The sequence below is a fragment of the Glycomyces salinus genome, from assembly GCF_016428645.1.
Taxonomy (GTDB): Bacteria; Actinomycetota; Actinomycetes; order Mycobacteriales; family Micromonosporaceae; genus Glycomyces; species Glycomyces salinus.
Window position 1 is genome coordinate 1 of the sequence record NZ_JAELXW010000004.1, and the last position, 15,910, is coordinate 15,910.

Genomic DNA, 15,910 nt, shown 5'->3' on the forward strand with positions numbered 1-15,910 from the left:
GGCGCGGCCGTCAGGCCGCGCCGCCCCTGTGCTCTGCTGCTCGCGATGGTGTACTGTTCGCTGAAGATTGCGGTGCTGACAGCCGCAACCACCGATGAAGTTCAACCGCGGCCGTGGCATCTGCGCCATTCCAGTACGCCGCCACTTGAAATTCCTCTGGGTCTTCTCAATGTCGCCGGTCACGTGACGAGGCGACGTTTCTGTACTTTCGACGAATCAGGTCATCATCACTGCAACCTCAACGCATTCCGCCCCGCATAGCCGTATCCGCTGGAAGCGCGCCTCCGACGACATCTACGCCGCGACGCTCGACGGCGAGTTCGCCGGGTTCGTAGCGCTCAGCGGACCCGATCACGTGCTCTACGGCCCCCACGCCCAGGACCTCGGCGCCTATAAGACCTTCGACGGCGCACGCGCCGCCCTCGACCTCGAGTTGACCGCGGTGCGGGACACGCCGAACGCGCTCTTCTGCGCGTCTTGAACTTCCGCGTCGACGACATCGGCGCGATTCGAACGAGGACCGTCTCAGCGGTCCCCAACAAATCAGGAGTACTGAAATGGCAACAGGCACTGTCAAATGGTTCAACGGCGACAAAGGCTTCGGCTTCATCGAGCCCGACGACGGCTCCGCGGACGTGTTCGCGCACTTCTCCGCGATCGAGGGGTCGGGGCGTCGTGACCTCGAGGAATCCCAGAAGGTCGAGTTCGACGTCGAGCAGGGCCAGAAGGGCCCGCAGGCCACGAACATCCGGGTGATCTGACCCGGTCCCGGTCGGTCGGAGCGGTACTCGAACACACCGCTTCGACCATCCGTGGACTCGAAGAATCGACGCATGCGGACGCTGAACCACTTGCTCGAAGACCGGGTCCCCGGCGCGGAACCGGCCGCGGCGGCCGAACCGCTGCGGGACGCGATCGCGGCACAATAGTTCGACCGGCGCCGAAGCGGTGCCGACGGACGGCCCGGCCCGGCCCGGCCCGTTGACGGTCCGGGTTTCCCGCTGCACTCGGTCCGGCTTCGCTAAGCGTTGAGGGCGGCGGTGGGTGCGGTTCTCGCGGCCCTCGCGGCCGGATAGGAACCGGCGATCATGCCGACGGCGATGGTGGCCGCGGTGGTCGCGCCGATCACCCACAGCGGAACCACGAACGGCCAGCCGCGGGCGCCCGCGTAGACGGCCGTGGCGGCGGTTCCCAGGACCGCGCCGGCGAACCCGCCGAGGCCGGCCAGCAGGACCGACTCCCCGAGGAATTGCAGGCGGATGTGCCGGCGGGTCGCGCCGAGCGACCGGCGCAGCCCGATCTCGCTGCGGCGCTCCAGGACGGCGATGACCATGGTGTTGGCCACGCCGATGCCGCCGACGAGCAGGGCCACCCCGCCGAGGGCCAGCAGCAGCGCCGTCAGTGTCCGGTCGGCGACCGCTTGGGCCGCGAGCGCCTCGGAGGGGCGGCTGACGGAGACCTCCTCGGGGTGGGCCGGGTTGGCCGTAGCGGGGAGCACCTCGCGCACGGCGGCCACCGTGGACTCGGGGGAGCGCTCGTAGATCGTCGTGGGGGCGCCGTCGAATCCCAGGAGGGCCTCGGCCGCCGGCCAGCCGACGAGAGCCGAGTCGTCGAGCTCGGGCGCGAGCGGGACGGGATCGAGGACCCCGATGACGGTGAACCACTCCTCGCCGAGCCAGACGGCGACGCTGCCGTCGGCCTCGGCGATGCCGAGCCGATCGGCGGTCGTGGCGCCCAGGACCACCACCGGGAACTCCTCCAGCGCCCGGTCGAGGAACCGTCCTTCTCCGAGGCTCGCGCCGACCGTCTCGAGCAGCTCCACTGTGGCGGCCCGGACGGTGATGCCGTTGCTCAAGTCGGGGTCGATCAGGTCGGTGCGGTAGACCTTCGCCTCGACCGCGCCGGTGGCGGCGACGGCGTCCACCGGTCCGATTCGCTCGACCATGTCGATGCTCTCGAACGGGAGGCTCGCTTCGGCGCCGTCCAGGGTCTGCCCGGGGCTGACGGTCAGCAGGTTGGTTCCCAGCTCCTTGAGGCGGGCGTCCACCTCGGCATGGCTGGAGGCCGAGATGCCGACCACCGTGACCATGGCCGCGATGCCCACGGCGATGCCGAGCGCGGCGAGCACCGCGCGGAGCGGCCTGGCGCGCATCCCGGCGGCGGCCACTCCGGCGACGTCGCGCGCGAGCAGCCGGGACGGCCGCAGGTCTCGGCTCATCGCCCGGTCCCTTCATCGGCTTCGATGCGCCCGTCGCCGAGCCGCACCCGCCTGGGGAAGGCGGCGGCGACGTCGCGGTCGTGGGTGATCACGACGATCGCGGTGCCGTCGCGGTTGAGCTCCCCGAACAGGTCGAGGACGGAACGGCCCGTCTCGGTGTCGAGCGCCCCGGTCGGCTCGTCGGCCAGCAGCAGGGACGGACCCCCGACGAGGGCGCGGGCGACGGCCACCCGCTGGCGCTGGCCGCCCGAGAGCTCGCCCGGCCGGTGGTCGAGCCGGTCCGAGAGGCCGACACGGCCCAGGGCCGCGGCCGCGGCGTCGCGGCGCTCGCGGCGGGGCGTGCCCGTGTACAGCAGTCCGTCGGCGACATTGTCCAGCGCGCAGGAGGCGGCGTCGAGGAAGAACTGCTGGAAGACGAAACCGAGCCGGTGCGCGCGCAGCGCCGACAGCCTCCGGTCGCCGCACGCGGCGACGTCGTGGCCGTCGATCCGCACCGTCCCTTCGTCGGCGCGGTCGAGAGCGCCGACGATGTGGAGCAGCGTCGACTTGCCCGAGCCGGAGGGGCCGACGATCGCGACCAGTTCGCCTTGGGCCACCGTCAGGTCCACCTCCTGCAGGGCGCGGACCGGGGGCGAGCCGGGGTAGGTGCGGCCGACGCCGGTCAGCTGGACCACCGGTTCGGCGGGTGCGGGCGGGTCCGTGCGCGTCCCGGCGGCCCGCGCCGCGGCGTCGGCCTCCACTACCGGAGGGCGGCGGAGTCGTCGCCGACCTCGCTGACCAGTGGATCGGTCGAGGCCGGGGGCGGGCCGATCGGCCCGGCGGCCAGGGGCTGGAGGCCGTTCCTCTTGATATTCTGGAGTTCCATGAGGTACATCCTCTCGTGGGTGTGGCCTGACGCAGTTCGTGTCCAAGATGTCCTGCGTCAGGCCCTCGTCGCTCCGGGTCTCGGACCCGGAGTGGCGACGTCTTCGTAGGCCGGTGCGCCGCTCGCGATGGTCTTCGGGGCGCTCGGGCCGGAGGCGCAAGCGGGCGAGGCGCCGTTTCATGCGCGCGGGAGTCCTCATCGGCCCGCCACCGCCACCACGTCGCCCTCGGCGAGACCCGCTCCGGAGACTTCGACCATGCCGTCGCCGAAGAGCCCGGTCGTGACCGACACGATGGATCCGGTTTCGCCGTCGAGGAGTTCGAGGCCGTAGCCGCCCTCGGAGAGCGCCAGGAGCGCCGACACCGGAACCAGGAGCACGTCCGCGCGTTCTTCGACGGTGACGATCACCTCCACCGGCGCGTCGAGGAGGTCGTCGGGCACGTCGCCGTCGAGGGCCACCTCGATCTGGGCGATCGGCTCGGCGTCGGGGGCGTCGTCGGACTCGGATTCGACGACGCGGACGGCGCTGACGGTTCCGGGTATCGTTTCGCCGCCGGGCAGCGCGACCGCGACCGCGGTTCCGGGCTCGGCCCGTTCCCGCTCGTCGACGTCGATCTCGAGGCTCGCCACGCGGTCGCCGCCGGTCAGGTCGACGATGGCCTCACCGCCTCGCACGCTGTCGCCGACCTGGACGTGCAGACGGTCGACGCGCCGGTGCCCGGCGACGAAGACCACCGCTCCGTGCGCGACCCTCCCGGACCGCTCCACGCCGAGGTCCTCCTGCCACCGCTGCACCGCTTCGGCGGTGAGCCAGGTGTACTCGTCGTCGGCGGTGAACCCCTGGTAGCCGAGCTCGGACAGGTTCCGCTCGAGCTGCTCCACGTCGGCGCCCCGGTCGCCGGGCCCGAGGTCGCGGTACATGGGGAGGTCGCCGTCAAGCAGGGTCACCGGCGTCTCGTCGACGTGGATCAGCGCGTCGCCGGGATGGAGCCGCGCGCCGACCTCGGGAGCGCGGGTGACGGTGCCGGACACGACGGTCTCCACAGTGGTCGCGGCGCCGAAACCGAGGGTGCCGCTCCAGGTCTCGGTCGCGCTGATGGAGCCGCGCTCGATCGTGGCCGTCGGCACCGGTTCTTCGTCGGCGCTGGTCTCCTCGGTGTCGGCGGAGACGTGGATCTGGAAGGCGGCCAACGCCGTACCGGCGGCGATGACGCTGAGCACCGAGGTGAGCACCGACTTCTTCACTGGTCGTCTCCAGCCGTGCCCTCACCGCCGTCGAAGACGTGGTCGCATGCCTCCAGTGCCGCTGTCAGCTCGTCGGGGTCGGCGTCCTCGAACCGCTCGGTGTCCGTCAGGTCGTCCGAGACCTCGATTCCCTGTTCTCGCAGGCACTCGTTGTGCTCGAGCAGGGCCTCCTCGTCGATCGGGGTCTCCGGTTCGTCGGCGTAGGACGGCATCAGGTCTTCGCAGGCGTCGAGGGCGTCGTTGACGGCCGCATCGTCGTACTCGCCCGATTGGGCGTTGAGGGCCTCCATCAGCCCTTCGAGGCCGGGTTCGGGATCGGGCATGTCGACACCGTTGTCGCGCATGCATTCGGCGAACGCCAAGGACTCCTCATCGGCCTCGACGGACGCGGTCGACTCGGACTCGTCGTCTCCTCCGGCGGTGGCGACCGGGTCTCCGTCGTCGTCGCCGCCGCAGGCTCCCGCGGCGAACAATATGGTCAATGCCCAGCCGGCCGTCCGGCCGAGGCGCGCCTCTCGGTTGGTCATCGTTCGCTCCTTTCTCACACGTCTTGTCTTCGGAAATTCATGACCGCGGCCGTGCCGAGCACGGCTATGACCGCGAAGAAGACCAGGCCGCCGAGCAGCGGGTCCGCCCGCGACGAGGCCGGTGAGAGCAGGGTGCCCGCGCCTCCGGCCGAGACGTCGGCCATGGCCGATCCGGCGGCGAAGGGCAGGTAGGCGGCCGCCGTTTCGAGCCATCCGTGTCCGGCCAACTGCCCGACCGTGCGGAGCGTCGGCTCGACCGCGTACGGCAGCAGCAGGATCGCCCCCAGGGCCAGCAGTTGGGAGCGGACGATCACGGCGATCGCGAGGCCGAGCAGGCCCCAGCCGACGACCAGCATGATCTGTCCGACATGGAACTGCGCGAACTCGGCGGCCGGAGCGGCCGGTTCGGACGATCCGGTCAGCACGGCGAGCGCCACGGCCCAGGCCGAGGCGAGCCCGGCGACGGCGAACGCGACGGCGAGGGCGGTGACGACGAGTGCCTTGGCGCCCAGTGCCGCCGCCCGATTCGGTGTGACCAGCAGCGTGGTGCGCAGCGTCCGGTGGCGGTACTCGCCGCCGACCGCCAGCACGCCGATGGTCCCCGCCATCACCGGGGCGAGCGAGGATCCGCCGACGACCAGCATCAGCGATTCGAGGGGGCCGACCTCGATGCCGAGGCCGAGCATCCCGCGCACCGTTTCGGCATAGCCCCAGGCGACGACCGCGGTGGCGGCCACCGCGGTGCCGGCCAGGATCCAGGTGGAGCGGAGCGTGCGCATCCGGGTCCACTCGTACGAGAGCGCCGCGGCCGTCATGCGGTGCCTCCGGCTTCGGTGTCGCGGGCGTCGAAGTCGACGCTGTCCGCGGAGACCCGTAGGAACGCCTGCTCGAGCGTGCCGGTGGTGGTGAACAGCTCGTGGACCGGGCAATGGTGGGACGCGGCCGCCTCGGCGACCTCCCGTCGGGACAGTCCGGTGACCAGCAGCAGGTCGTCCGAGCGGTCCGTGACCGAGCCGCCGGCGCCGGTGAGGGCCTCGGTGAGCCGGTCCGGCGTGTCGCTGCGGACCTGCACCGTCTCCAGTCCGTGGCTGCGGACGAATTCGTCGAGCGAGGCGTCGGCGATGATGCGGCCCTGACCGATCACGATCACGTGCTCGGCGAACGCCTCGAGGTCTGAGAGCAGGTGCGATGAGACCAGGACGGCGTTCCCTTCGGAGGCGTACTGCTTCAAAAAGTCGCGCAGCCAGCGCATGCCCTGCGGGTCCATGCCGTTGGCCGGCTCGTCGAGGATGAGGGTGTCGGGACGGCCGAGCATGGCGGAGGCGAGGCCGAGGCGCTGGGCCATGCCGAGCGAGTACCCGCCGGGGCGGGCGCGGGCGACGGTGCCCAGGCCGACCAGTTCGAGGACCTCGTCGACCCGGCCGGCCTCGACTCCGGAGCCGGCGGCGATCATGCGCAGGTGGTTGCGGGCGGACCGGCGCGGGTGGAAGGCTCCGGTGTCGAGCAGGGCCCCGACCCGCCGGATCGGATCGGGCAGGTCGCGGTAGCGCGAACCGTCGAACGTGGTCGTGCCTCGGCCTTCGTCGAGGGCGAGCATCAGCCGCATGGTCGTGGACTTGCCGGCGCCGTTCGGGCCCAGGAAGCCGGTGACGCGTCCCGGCTCGACGCGGAACGACACGTCTTGCACGGCGGGCTTGTCGCCGAAGGTCTTGCTCAGCCCGCGGGCTTCTATGACCGCCATCAGTCCCCCTTCGCGATCGAGGCGCCGGGACCGTCGAGGTCCAGGACCCGGTCGGGAGTGAGCGCCGCGGGCGGCGCGTGGGCGACCAGTACGACCGCGGCGTCGGCCGACCAGGCGCGCATTTCATCGCACAGCAGGTCGCGGCCGTCGGCGTCGAGTCCGTTGAACGGCTCGTCGAGCACCGCCACTTCGAAGTCGCCCAAGGTGCACATCGTCAGCCAGACTTTGCGCCGGTTCCCGGTGGAGAGGGCGCCGGCGTCGTCGTCCATCCAGGGGCCGAGGCCGTACCGCTCGGCGCGGGCGAGGCCCGGGCCCGCGTCGATCCCGGCGCAGCGGGCGGCGAACACCAGGTGGTCGCGCACGGTCATGTGCGGGTACAGGGCCGGATCGGTCCGGCACACCCGCCGGTTCCGGCGGGCTGCCGGACTCGAAGCGGCGCGGCCGGCCACGCGCACCTCGCCGCGCCACGGCTTGAGGTAGCCGCTGCACAGCTCCACGAGGGTCGACTTCCCCGAACCGTTCTCTCCCCGGACCAGCGTCAGTGCGCCGCGGCCGAACGAGGAGGAGAAGCCATCGAGGACCGGCTTGTCCGTCTCGTAGCCGACCGTCAGGTCGACGATGTCGACGGCAGGGTCAGTATGCGGTGTCGAATGCATGCGATCGCGCCTCCAATCAGGCAGATTCCGTAGCCGGCGGCGGCCAGTCCGCCGACCGGCGATGCGAGTGCGAGTAGGAACAGGACCGGAGCGGACAGGATCAGGGCGGCCAGCGCGCCGACGGTGTTCGGCGCCGCCGAGCCGTCGGAGTTGCGCGGCGGGGCGATCGCCCATTCGGCGAGCAGCGAGGCGGCGCCCGCCGCGACGGCCGCGCCGACCGGCCCGGCGAGCGCGATCGCCGGGCCGGCGAGCTGCAAGAGCAGCAGCGCGGAGCCCGCCCCCAGGGCGGCGACGGGCAGCAGGTAGCAGGTGGCCGCGGCAGAGGCGATGCCCCAGGGCCGCAGTCCGGCCTCCCAGGCGAATCGAAACTGCGCGGCGAAGGTCGCCGGCCCGGCCGCGCGCAGGATCAACTCGGTCATGCCCAACGCGGTAGCCAGTACCAGCGCGTGGGCGATCGTCGACGCCCGGCCCCCGAATCCCTCCACGGGCAGCAGTCCGGTTCCCGAGGCGAGCACGCCGAGGCAGGCGAGCAGCGCCATGAGCAGGAATCCGAAGATTTTGCGTATCAGCGGGTGTATCGCACTGGCGGCCAGTTCGCGGTCGAGGATTCCGGCGATCGGGTGTGTCCCGGTGAGGAGTCGCCCGCGCCGCGAAGTGGCCGACCGGGGCGCTGCCAGTTGGACGGTGAAGGAGTCCGCGCCGAGACGCCGCAAGTCGAACCCCAGCCGGACGGCCAGGCAGACCGCGGTGAGCGCCGATGCCGCGCCGATCCCGACCACCAGCCGTTCGGCCTCGGCAGGCCCGAACGACGAGGCCAGTCCGGACTCGCGGATCGGGCCGAGCACGTAGCGGGCGGTGCAGTAGCCCAGGGCGAAGCTCACGGCGCCCAGGGCGGCCCAGCCGGAGGCGGGAACCGGTCGCGGTCTGGTGCGCCGCAGCGCCGACCTGGTCGCGATCGCCAGGGTCGCCACATGCATCGACACCGGCGTCAGCAGCACCGCCGGGGACGCGTCGAATACGAACGTGAACACGGCGGTGACCACCAGCAGCGCCAGGTAGTAGACCGTCGCGCGCAGCCAGCAGTAGACGATGAGGACTTCGCGCGCCGGGATGTCGAGCGCCCTGAACAGGCCGGTGTTCGGCGAGTTGGCGACCGCGAACCTGCGCTGCGACATGGCTTCCCGGAGGAGGTAGCCGGCCGCGGCGTAGAGGTTGCCGACGCAGAACATGACGGTGAGGCCGTGCACGGAACCGGGCTGGTCGGCCAGCAGCGCCCGCGTCAGAGCGAAGACGCCGGTGGACGCGACCAGGAGCGCCACCAGTCCGGCCAGCGACAGGGACACCGCCAGGACCTTGAAGGCGCGCAGCGACAGCCGCAACCGCAGCGAAGCGAGCGTCTCGAAGTGATGGAAGTCAAGGACCGCGGCCAGCCTGCGAAACGCGGGGTTCCGTGGCGGCCGTGCTTCCGGATCCGGTTCAGCCCGCGAGGGTTCGGCCGTTGCCGTCGTCGAGGTCATCCGGGGACCGGTTCCGTTCCCGCTCGCGCCGTCGGTCCTGGGTCGGACGCTGAACATCGGGGCGCTCCTCCGGTCATCCGATGCCGGTCAGGGACGCCATGGCGATCGAGGCGGTGAACAGGATGGCGATCTTCCGGGCCGGCAGGCCCTTCCAGACTCCGCGGAAGACCCACGGGGCCGCTATGGCGACGGCGAGGATGTAGGCGTAGTAGTACAGGCTCTCCCGGGGGACGACGTCGAATGCCAGGCCGGCGGCCTGCGTGGGCACGAAGCACAGCACCATGATCAGGAAGAAGAGCCCGAACGACGCCCGGCCGCGCAGGGTCTTCCTGGCGGTGAAGACCTTCTTCTCCAGCATCGCCGCGAGCACGAAGTAGACGGCGACGGTGAACGCCGTCACGATCACTCCGATGAGGACCGCGCTGCGGAGGGCCAGGGACTGCATGTCGGCGTCGTCGATTCCCTCGGACAACTCGGAGGGAACCCGGTCGCTCACATGGGCGTACGCCTGCGGCGCCCGGAGGGCCGTCAGCAGTACCACCAGCGCGTAGGCGCCGAACCAGAGGAACCGGCTGGTGGCCGGTGCCGGCTTCGCATCCGGCTCGGGGAGGTCGTCGGGGCGCGGGGCCGCGCCGACGCCGGAGGGCGAGGGGGCGGGGCCGCTCATTGGTTCAGAGTTCATATCGCTACCTGATCGCTAGGACGATTGCTTCGATGGCGGCCGCCGAGACGATGAGCGCCGCGGCGAGGGCGAAGATCTTGAGGGAGCCGTACAGCGAGTTGAGATAGGAGTGGAGCAGCTGCGGGCGTTCCCGATCCGCGAAGACCGCGCCGATCACGGTGAAGGCCGGGTAGAGTCCGGCCGCCGCTGCGACGAGGCATCCGAGGAACTCGATCGGGGCGTACATCCCCGTATCGCTCACGAGGCGGGCCAGTCCGACGTTGCCGATGCCGACGGCCATGGTCGCCCCGACGTAGGCCGAGAGCATGGCGAGACCGACGAGGGTGGTCAGTCCGAAGGTGACGGCGCCCGAGAACATGAACAGGATCGCGCCCAGATTCTGGCCCAGGATGGCCCATGGCGACATGGCGGGCTCGGATTCGGCGGTGGCCCGGGCGAAGAGCTCCACGTCCGCCAGCGCGATGTAGCCGACGGTCGCACCGGCGGTGAAGACGGCCAGGCTCGCCAGCGCCGCGGCCAGTGAGGCGCGGTCCTTGGGGAGCCCGGCCATTCCAGTGAGCGTCACGGATATCAGCGCCCTAGTCGGCCGCGGCGGTGTCGACGAGCCCGGGGGCCGGGGCTCCCGGCGTGTACCTCTGGGTGGCATCGGGCCTCATGAACCCCGTCCTCTCGTCGTCGTGGACCGTCGCGGTTCGTGTCCATCGCCCTGGCGGGCTCCGGATGCTCGTCCGAGTTGGACTCCCGGACGAATGGAATTCTTTCCGGACCCGACACTCGGCACAAGACGCGGAACCGAACGGGAGCCGAAGTGGTCAACGGTTGCGCGGTCGAATCGCCATGCGGTCCGCCGGTTCGCGCATATTCTCGCCGGCGTCGCGGTGAGTGGAGCTCTTGAGAAAATCGAGATGTCCTTCAGAGAGGAATCCTTCGCGGTATGCGAGTGCCCCCAGTGCTTCGGGTGAAGGGGCGCCGAGAATCGCGGACATATCCCGAATGTCGCGATTCACGGTGCTGCGGGACAGATAGAGGTTGCTCGCTATTGCTTCTCTGGTCATTCCTCGTACCAGATAGAGCAGTATCTGGCGCTGACGAGGGGTGACGAAATCGTTCGGGGCGAGATCGGGGTAGACGGAATCGGCCATCCGTGCGTCTCCTAACAAGGGGGAGAGAGCGATGGAATTCGTTCGAAGCGGCCGATGAGACCGGTGGGGTTTCATCGGTGGTCGTTCCGTCGGTGCCGCGCAGGATTCGGCTCGTGGGTGGGGCCGGCGGCCGCCGACGCACCGGGTGGTGAGGGCATTTCCGGTTGCGGTGATCATGGCAAAGTGGAATATCATTCACCTATGTCCGAGCTGTGTTCGTCGTATCCGCGTGGTTCACTGGCGATATGAGACATGCGGCAGCTGATTCGCAGGAGGCCGTCATGTGGCTGAAGGCACTGGGGACAATGGAAGTCATGAGTAAGGACCGCTGGGTGCCGGTCCGTGCGCCCAAGCAGCGGGCGCTGCTGGCCATTCTGCTGGCCGCCTCCGGTGCGCCGGTCTCATTGGATCGCCTCATCGACCAGCTGTGGGGCGAGACGCCGCCCGGTGATCCTGTCGGTCAGGTGCGACTGCTGGTGTCGCGGCTGCGCGGTCTGTTCGGCGCCGACGTCATCGAGACGGTGAACCAGGGATACCGCCTCGTGCTGGAGCAGCGCGATTCGGATGTCGGCACCTTCGACTCGCTGGCCACGGCCGGATCGACCGCGCTCGAGGCCGGAGAGCACGAGCGGGCGGCGGGGGTGCTGCGGCAGGCGCTGGAGCTGTGGCGCGGTCCGGCGTTCGCCGACTGCCCATCGGCTCCGTCGATCGAATCCGAGGCCGACCGGTTGGCCGAACGCCGATCCACCGCGTTGGAGGCGTGCCTCGAGGCCGAGCTTCGGCTCGGCCGACATGTCGAACTCATCGCCGAGCTGCAGCAGCTGGTCAGCGAGCATCCCTACCGGGAGCGCCTGTGCGTCCTGCTGATGGTGGCGCTGTACCGCTCCGGGCGCCAGGTCGAAGCGCTGGAGGTCTTTCAGACCGCCTACCGCCGCTTCGATGAGGAACTCGGAGTCCTTCCAGGACACGAGCTCCAGGAGACCCACCGGCGGATCCTCTCCGCCGAGCCGGAGTTGCCCCTGCCAGGTGACCGACCTCCGGTCGAAGCAGAGCGCGCCCGGACCGAATCCGCGCCTCCGCCGAAGCCCGCGCAGTTGCCGCCGAGCCTGTCCCCGTTGACCGGGCGCGAGGTCGAGCTGCGGCGCGTGGTGTCGGCGGCGGACCATCTGGGAAGGCATCCCGGAAAGATCGTCATAGGCGCGATCGACGGCATGGCCGGAGTGGGCAAGACGGCCCTGGCCGTGCACGCCGCGCATCTGCTTTCCGACCGGTTCCCCGACGGCCAGCTCTTCATCGACCTCCACGGGTTCACCCCGGGAGTCGAACCGATGTCGGCTCAGGCGGCCCTGGACCGCCTCCTGCGCGCCATAGGGGTGCAGGGCGAGCAGATCCCGACCGGGGCCGCCGAGCGGGTCGGCCTCTGGAGATCCTGCATGACCGAGAAGCGCTACCTGCTGCTGCTGGACAACGCCGCGTCTGCCGACCAGGTGCGGCCGCTGCTGCCGCCCGCGGCCGACTGCCTGGTGCTGGTCACCAGCCGCCGCCGCCTCGGCGAACTGGAGGATGCGGTGGGGGTGTCCCTGGACGTGCTGTCCGTCGAGGACGCGACGACATTGCTGCGCACCTCCACCGGTCCGGGACGGCTCGACGCGGAGCCGCCGGAGCTGGTCTCCGAGGCGGTGGAATGGTGCGGGCGGCTGCCGCTCGGCATACGGATGCTGGCGGCCCGGCTGCGCGACCGTCCGTCATGGACTCTGGACGCCTTCCTGGCGTGGGCGCGGGAACGGGGGAACCCGGCCAAGCTGGGCACCGGGCGGCACAGTATCGCCGCGTCGTTCGAGATCGCCTACCGGCACCTGGACGACCGCCTGCGGCGGCTGTTCCGGCTGCTGGGGCTCCACCCGGGCGCGGACTTCGACGCCCATGCCGCGGCGGCCCTGGCCGGCATCGCGGTCGGCGACGCCCAGAACCAGCTCGAATGGCTGGCGGACGCCCACCTGCTGCAATGTCCCGCCTTCGGCCGCTTCGCCTTCCACGATCTGATCCGGGCCCACGCCGTCGAGACGGCCGACCGCGACGAATCGGCGTCCGCCCGCGATGCGGCGATGGAACGCCTCCTCTCCTTCTACCTGAGTGCGGCCGGTGAGGCCATGAACCTGTACGCGCCGGACGAACGCCCCCGCCGTCCCGCGCCGCCGCCGGTCGCCACCGCCACCCCGTCGTTCGACTTCGGCCGGGCCACGGACTGGCTGGACACCGAGTTGCCGAACCTCGTCGCGCTGGCCGACCACGCGATCGACGGCCGCCGGCCCGACCATGCGAGCCGCTTCTCGACATACCTGCATCGCTACCTCGAGAACAATGCCCACTACTCGCTGGCGCTGAGACTGCACGGGCATCACCTGCGCGCCGCCCGTCAACGCGGTGACCGCGTCGGAGAGGCACGAGCGCTTCGGCACCTCGGCGCCACCCAATACAGCATGAGCGACCATGCCGCCGCCCTCGACTCCTACAACCGAGCGCTGTCGTGCCTGACCGACGCCGACGACCGTGACCTGCGCGCCCGCATCTTCTACAACCTCGGCATAGCGCTGGCGGAGGTGGCCCGCTACTCCGAAGCGCACGAGCGGCTCCGACAGGCGCTGGCGCTCTACGACGAGGTCGGCGACTCGGTGGGAAAGACGGATGTGCTCGGAGCCCTGGCCCACCTGGCGCTCTATGTGGACGAGTTCGAGCATGCCCGCACCTACGCCCGGCAGGGGCTTGATCTGGCTCGCGAGCGCGACGACCGCCTGCGAACCGCCGAGGCGTATCACGTGCTCGGCATCATCCATGTGGAGATGGCGCGATACAAGGAGGCGCTGAACGATCTGCATGTGGCTCTTGAGCTGCTGCGCGAGGCGGGCTTTCGCTCGGCCGAGGGCCTCGCCCTGAGCGCGGCCGGACGCGCCTGGCTCGGACTGGGCGAGTACACCGAATCGCTCGAGCACGTCCGTCGGGCCCTGGACACGGCTCGCGACATCGGTGATCGCAATGGAGAATCGCAGGCCCATCACGCGATGGCGCAGATCCTGCGCGCGTCCGGACGCCCGCACCAGGCGATCGAACACCTGCGTCGGGCCGTCGACCTGACCGGAATCCTCGAACAGCCGCGAGACCGCGCCCGCGCGCACAGCGCCCTCGGGCAATGCCATCTCGACCTCGACGAGCTCGAGGAAGCCCGCGAGCAGTGGAATCACGCGCTGGCGATCTATCGGCACCTCGGTCTCCCGGGCGCCGACGAAGTCCGGGCCCGGCTCGACGGACTCGGCTGAGGTCGGCGCTTCGCGGTTCCAGCGGACCCGGATCGGTCTTGCATCGCAGTCGAACTGTTAGCCGCCGATCCGGTTCGGCTCGCCGGGCGACCGCGTGACCCCGCAGGCTCGCCACGTGACACAGATGATCCGTTCGAGGGGGCGTCCCTTGCGGACTGGCAGGTCATGGGGCCAGACTGAGGGGGCGTGGCTGAGAAGCCCGAAAATCACCCAATGAGGACCCGATTCGCACCAGTGGACACGATGGGCGCGGGTCCCCAGCTCAGAGAGGATGAAACACATGGACCTCACAATCAACAAGAAGCGAGCGACAATTCTGCTCGCAGTCGGTGCACTCAGCGTCGTCGGCACGTTCGTCGGAGGTGCCGCCCTGATGTGGGTCGTGGGCACCCTCGGCATCTCCACCGCCGCCGCCACTCAGATCGTCTCGGCGATCGCAGCCGGTGGATGGGCGCTGCGCGCCGTCATCATCATCTTCGGCGCCGGCATCATCGGGGCGATCGCCGCCACGGTGATCGCCATCATCTCGTCGTCGGGCCGCAACATCGCGATCGCGTAGCAACCGCGACCTGGCGTGCCGGAGGTGCCGAGTTCCATGATCTCGGTGCGTCCGGCGCGCCGGGTCGAGCGGCCGCCCCAGTAGCGGTCGGCGACCCGACACCGCAATAACCGGAAAGGAATCGCGAATGATGACCTCCGAAGGCCCCCGACCGCAGACCATGAAGGCCGTCGCGTTCGTCCTGGTCGGCTTGGTCGCCGTCGTGGCGGCCGTGACCATCGCGCTGACCGGCTTCAGCGAGGAGTTGGGCCGCGAGGCGCGCTACTCGGTGTGGATCCTCGCTTCCCTCCTGGTGGCCGCGGTGGCGCTCACCCAGATCGTCAAGGCCGTCGAGGCCAAGGGACCGCTGCTCGCGATCACCCTCTCAGTGGTCGGCCTGGGAGTCGTGAGCGCGGGAGTCGCCACGGTCCTCTTCGTCTCCGGATCCTGAGCGACGGCCGCGGCCACGACTCGATCCCGTTCGCGGGCCGAATCCGGGTGCGGCGGCGCCGGCCGGTGGCAGAATGGCACGGACAGTCCGGTTGACGGCGGCGGAAGCGGGTTATCCCTGGAGCTGAGGGAACCGGAGAAACCGGTCCGACGGCCCTGAGGGGCGCGAACGGAAAGCAGTGGTCAACATGATCGGATTCATCGTCGCGGGGCTCATCATCGGTGCTCTCGCGCGTCTCATCGTCCCGGGCAAGCAGAAGCTCGGGATCATCGCCACTCTGGTGCTGGGCCTGGTCGGCTCCGTCATCGGAGGGACGATCGCGAACCTGCTCGGCACCGGCGACATCTTCGAGCTCAACGTCGTGGGCTTCATCGCGGCGGTCGTGGCGGCGGTCCTGCTCGTCGGGGTCGCCGAGGGGATCGTCCAGTCCCGGCGGCGGACCAGGACCTGACCGGGCACGGGCGGCCCGGCTATTCCGGAGGACTTCGTCCGACGCACCGAAGGCGCGGCGGTCTCGACGCGGGCCGGCCCCTCCCGTGGAGCGCCGGGCCTATTGTCGAGCGTCTTCGGGTTTACTTCGCCGAGTAGGCCGCGGAACTGCGGCTGGTTCGGCCTCGGATCGCAGACTATTCGGAATCCGTTTTCTTATGGCTATCGCACAATAGCCTGTGTAGTATTCGCGCAATTCATCCGGCTGCGAAGTGAAGCGAATCGTATTCTCGGCGTCTGCCTGTGATCTCCATGTTGATGCTGGCATGTGTGTGAATCTATGTCCGTTGGTGCGCCGATTCAATGCTCAGCAACTGCACGGACTTTATTCAGCCAGTTCTCATATAGAGGAATATAATGGGAATTGATCGAAGTTTTTTCGAGAAACATTCGGAAAACGCTGGACGTGTATGTCCGGCGTAGTAGCCTGGTGCCATTGTCGGCGCTATACACATTCATAGACGCTACTCAGGTTCCCCTCTTCACAACTCGTCAGATGCCTTGTCCCCGGATGGCAGGAGCGGC

19 protein-coding genes are annotated in these 15,910 nt (G+C 69.9%); 7 read left to right on the forward strand and 12 right to left on the reverse strand.

From position 1 onward, the window contains the following. From JFB92_RS25165 to JFB92_RS02035, 3 genes are all read left to right on the forward strand, one after another. Positions 1-261 (forward strand): hypothetical protein (locus JFB92_RS25165; protein ID WP_233162168.1); only part of this gene is annotated, 261 nt, incomplete at its 5' end. 94 nt (positions 262-355) lie between these two features. After that, complete coding sequence (locus JFB92_RS25985) at positions 356-481, forward strand: hypothetical protein (RefSeq protein ID WP_269847751.1); 126 nt, start codon at positions 356-358, stop codon at positions 479-481. Positions 482-557: 76 nt separating this feature from the next. Beyond that, positions 558-761: a cold-shock protein gene (locus JFB92_RS02035; RefSeq protein ID WP_199034376.1), complete on the forward strand. Its 204-nt coding sequence runs from the start codon at positions 558-560 to the stop codon at positions 759-761. Between the two features lie 260 nt (positions 762-1,021). Here JFB92_RS02035 and JFB92_RS02040 read toward each other — a convergent pair whose 3' ends face one another. The 12 genes from JFB92_RS02040 to JFB92_RS02090 form a co-directional block, all read right to left on the reverse strand. After that, on the reverse strand, positions 1,022-2,218 hold the full coding sequence (locus JFB92_RS02040) for an ABC transporter permease (RefSeq protein WP_199034378.1): 1,197 nt from the start codon (positions 2,216-2,218) through the stop codon (positions 1,022-1,024). Further along, positions 2,215-2,958 (reverse strand): ABC transporter ATP-binding protein, encoded by a 744-nt coding sequence (locus JFB92_RS25170; protein WP_307788989.1) that lies wholly within the window; start codon positions 2,956-2,958, stop codon positions 2,215-2,217. Before JFB92_RS25170 ends, JFB92_RS02040 begins: the two co-directional genes overlap by 4 nt. After that, the gene (locus JFB92_RS25990; RefSeq protein ID WP_269847752.1) at positions 2,958-3,083 is read right to left on the reverse strand and encodes a hypothetical protein; all 126 of its coding nucleotides are present in this window, start codon (positions 3,081-3,083) and stop codon (positions 2,958-2,960) included. Before JFB92_RS25990 ends, JFB92_RS25170 begins: the two co-directional genes overlap by 1 nt. A gap of 195 nt (positions 3,084-3,278) precedes the next feature. After that, positions 3,279-4,328, reverse strand: a complete 1,050-nt coding sequence (locus tag JFB92_RS02050; RefSeq protein ID WP_199034382.1) for a peptidoglycan-binding protein — start codon at positions 4,326-4,328, stop codon at positions 3,279-3,281. Then, positions 4,325-4,855: a hypothetical protein gene (locus JFB92_RS02055; RefSeq protein ID WP_199034384.1), complete on the reverse strand. Its 531-nt coding sequence runs from the start codon at positions 4,853-4,855 to the stop codon at positions 4,325-4,327. Before JFB92_RS02055 ends, JFB92_RS02050 begins: the two co-directional genes overlap by 4 nt. 14 nt (positions 4,856-4,869) lie before the next feature. After that, positions 4,870-5,670: a hypothetical protein gene (locus JFB92_RS02060; protein WP_199034386.1), complete on the reverse strand. Its 801-nt coding sequence runs from the start codon at positions 5,668-5,670 to the stop codon at positions 4,870-4,872. Next, entirely contained in the window at positions 5,667-6,596 is a 930-nt protein-coding gene (locus JFB92_RS02065; RefSeq protein ID WP_199034394.1) for an ABC transporter ATP-binding protein, read from the reverse strand. The genes JFB92_RS02060 and JFB92_RS02065 overlap by 4 nt, the downstream gene beginning before the upstream one ends. Continuing rightward, a complete protein-coding gene (locus tag JFB92_RS02070) occupies positions 6,596-7,252 on the reverse strand; it encodes an ABC transporter ATP-binding protein (RefSeq protein WP_199034396.1) in 657 nt (218 codons plus the stop codon). The genes JFB92_RS02065 and JFB92_RS02070 overlap by 1 nt, the downstream gene beginning before the upstream one ends. Next, the gene (locus JFB92_RS02075) at positions 7,204-8,826 is read right to left on the reverse strand and encodes a hypothetical protein (RefSeq protein WP_199034398.1); all 1,623 of its coding nucleotides are present in this window, start codon (positions 8,824-8,826) and stop codon (positions 7,204-7,206) included. Before JFB92_RS02075 ends, JFB92_RS02070 begins: the two co-directional genes overlap by 49 nt. 16 nt (positions 8,827-8,842) lie before the next feature. Further along, entirely contained in the window at positions 8,843-9,451 is a 609-nt protein-coding gene (locus JFB92_RS02080) for a hypothetical protein (protein ID WP_199034400.1), read from the reverse strand. Between the two features lie 4 nt (positions 9,452-9,455). Next, positions 9,456-10,016 carry a stage II sporulation protein M gene (locus tag JFB92_RS02085; RefSeq protein WP_199034402.1) on the reverse strand — a complete coding sequence of 187 codons (561 nt, stop codon included), beginning with the start codon at positions 10,014-10,016 and terminating at the stop codon, positions 9,456-9,458. A gap of 247 nt (positions 10,017-10,263) precedes the next feature. Then, a complete protein-coding gene (locus JFB92_RS02090) occupies positions 10,264-10,593 on the reverse strand; it encodes a LuxR C-terminal-related transcriptional regulator (RefSeq protein WP_199034404.1) in 330 nt (109 codons plus the stop codon). Positions 10,594-10,907: 314 nt separating this feature from the next. Here JFB92_RS02090 and JFB92_RS02095 point away from each other — a divergent pair, with 314 nt between their 5' ends. The 4 genes from JFB92_RS02095 (at position 10,908) to JFB92_RS02110 (ending at position 15,347) form a co-directional block, all read left to right on the forward strand. Further along, entirely contained in the window at positions 10,908-13,907 is a 3,000-nt protein-coding gene (locus JFB92_RS02095; RefSeq protein WP_199034405.1) for an AfsR/SARP family transcriptional regulator, read from the forward strand. Between the two features lie 280 nt (positions 13,908-14,187). Further along, on the forward strand, positions 14,188-14,466 hold the full coding sequence (locus JFB92_RS02100; RefSeq protein ID WP_199034406.1) for an uberolysin/carnocyclin family circular bacteriocin: 279 nt from the start codon (positions 14,188-14,190) through the stop codon (positions 14,464-14,466). A 127-nt stretch (positions 14,467-14,593) separates the two neighbouring features. After that, positions 14,594-14,896, forward strand: a complete 303-nt coding sequence (locus JFB92_RS02105) for a hypothetical protein (protein ID WP_199034407.1) — start codon at positions 14,594-14,596, stop codon at positions 14,894-14,896. A gap of 187 nt (positions 14,897-15,083) precedes the next feature. After that, positions 15,084-15,347: a GlsB/YeaQ/YmgE family stress response membrane protein gene (locus JFB92_RS02110; protein WP_199034408.1), complete on the forward strand. Its 264-nt coding sequence runs from the start codon at positions 15,084-15,086 to the stop codon at positions 15,345-15,347. Positions 15,348-15,910: the final 563 nt, after the last annotated feature.

Excerpts from the sequence above, each read along its gene's own strand:
- JFB92_RS02035 (WP_199034376.1), top strand. The coding sequence starts at position 558 with ATGGCAACAGGCACTGTCAAATGGTTCAACGGCGACAAAGGCTTCGGC.
- JFB92_RS02040 (WP_199034378.1), bottom strand. The coding sequence starts at position 2,218 with ATGAGCCGAGACCTGCGGCCGTCCCGGCTGCTCGCGCGCGACGTCGCC.
- JFB92_RS25990 (WP_269847752.1), bottom strand. The coding sequence starts at position 3,083 with ATGGAACTCCAGAATATCAAGAGGAACGGCCTCCAGCCCCTGGCCGCC.
- JFB92_RS02055 (WP_199034384.1), bottom strand. The coding sequence starts at position 4,855 with ATGACCAACCGAGAGGCGCGCCTCGGCCGGACGGCCGGCTGGGCATTG.
- JFB92_RS02060 (WP_199034386.1), bottom strand. The coding sequence starts at position 5,670 with ATGACGGCCGCGGCGCTCTCGTACGAGTGGACCCGGATGCGCACGCTC.
- JFB92_RS02065 (WP_199034394.1), bottom strand. The coding sequence starts at position 6,596 with ATGGCGGTCATAGAAGCCCGCGGGCTGAGCAAGACCTTCGGCGACAAG.
- JFB92_RS02070 (WP_199034396.1), bottom strand. The coding sequence starts at position 7,252 with ATGCATTCGACACCGCATACTGACCCTGCCGTCGACATCGTCGACCTG.
- JFB92_RS02075 (WP_199034398.1), bottom strand. The coding sequence starts at position 8,826 with ATGTTCAGCGTCCGACCCAGGACCGACGGCGCGAGCGGGAACGGAACC.
- JFB92_RS02080 (WP_199034400.1), bottom strand. The coding sequence starts at position 9,451 with ATGAACTCTGAACCAATGAGCGGCCCCGCCCCCTCGCCCTCCGGCGTC.
- JFB92_RS02090 (WP_199034404.1), bottom strand. The coding sequence starts at position 10,593 with ATGGCCGATTCCGTCTACCCCGATCTCGCCCCGAACGATTTCGTCACC.
- JFB92_RS02095 (WP_199034405.1), top strand. The coding sequence starts at position 10,908 with ATGAGTAAGGACCGCTGGGTGCCGGTCCGTGCGCCCAAGCAGCGGGCG.
- JFB92_RS02100 (WP_199034406.1), top strand. The coding sequence starts at position 14,188 with ATGGACCTCACAATCAACAAGAAGCGAGCGACAATTCTGCTCGCAGTC.
- JFB92_RS02105 (WP_199034407.1), top strand. The coding sequence starts at position 14,594 with ATGATGACCTCCGAAGGCCCCCGACCGCAGACCATGAAGGCCGTCGCG.
- JFB92_RS02110 (WP_199034408.1), top strand. The coding sequence starts at position 15,084 with ATGATCGGATTCATCGTCGCGGGGCTCATCATCGGTGCTCTCGCGCGT.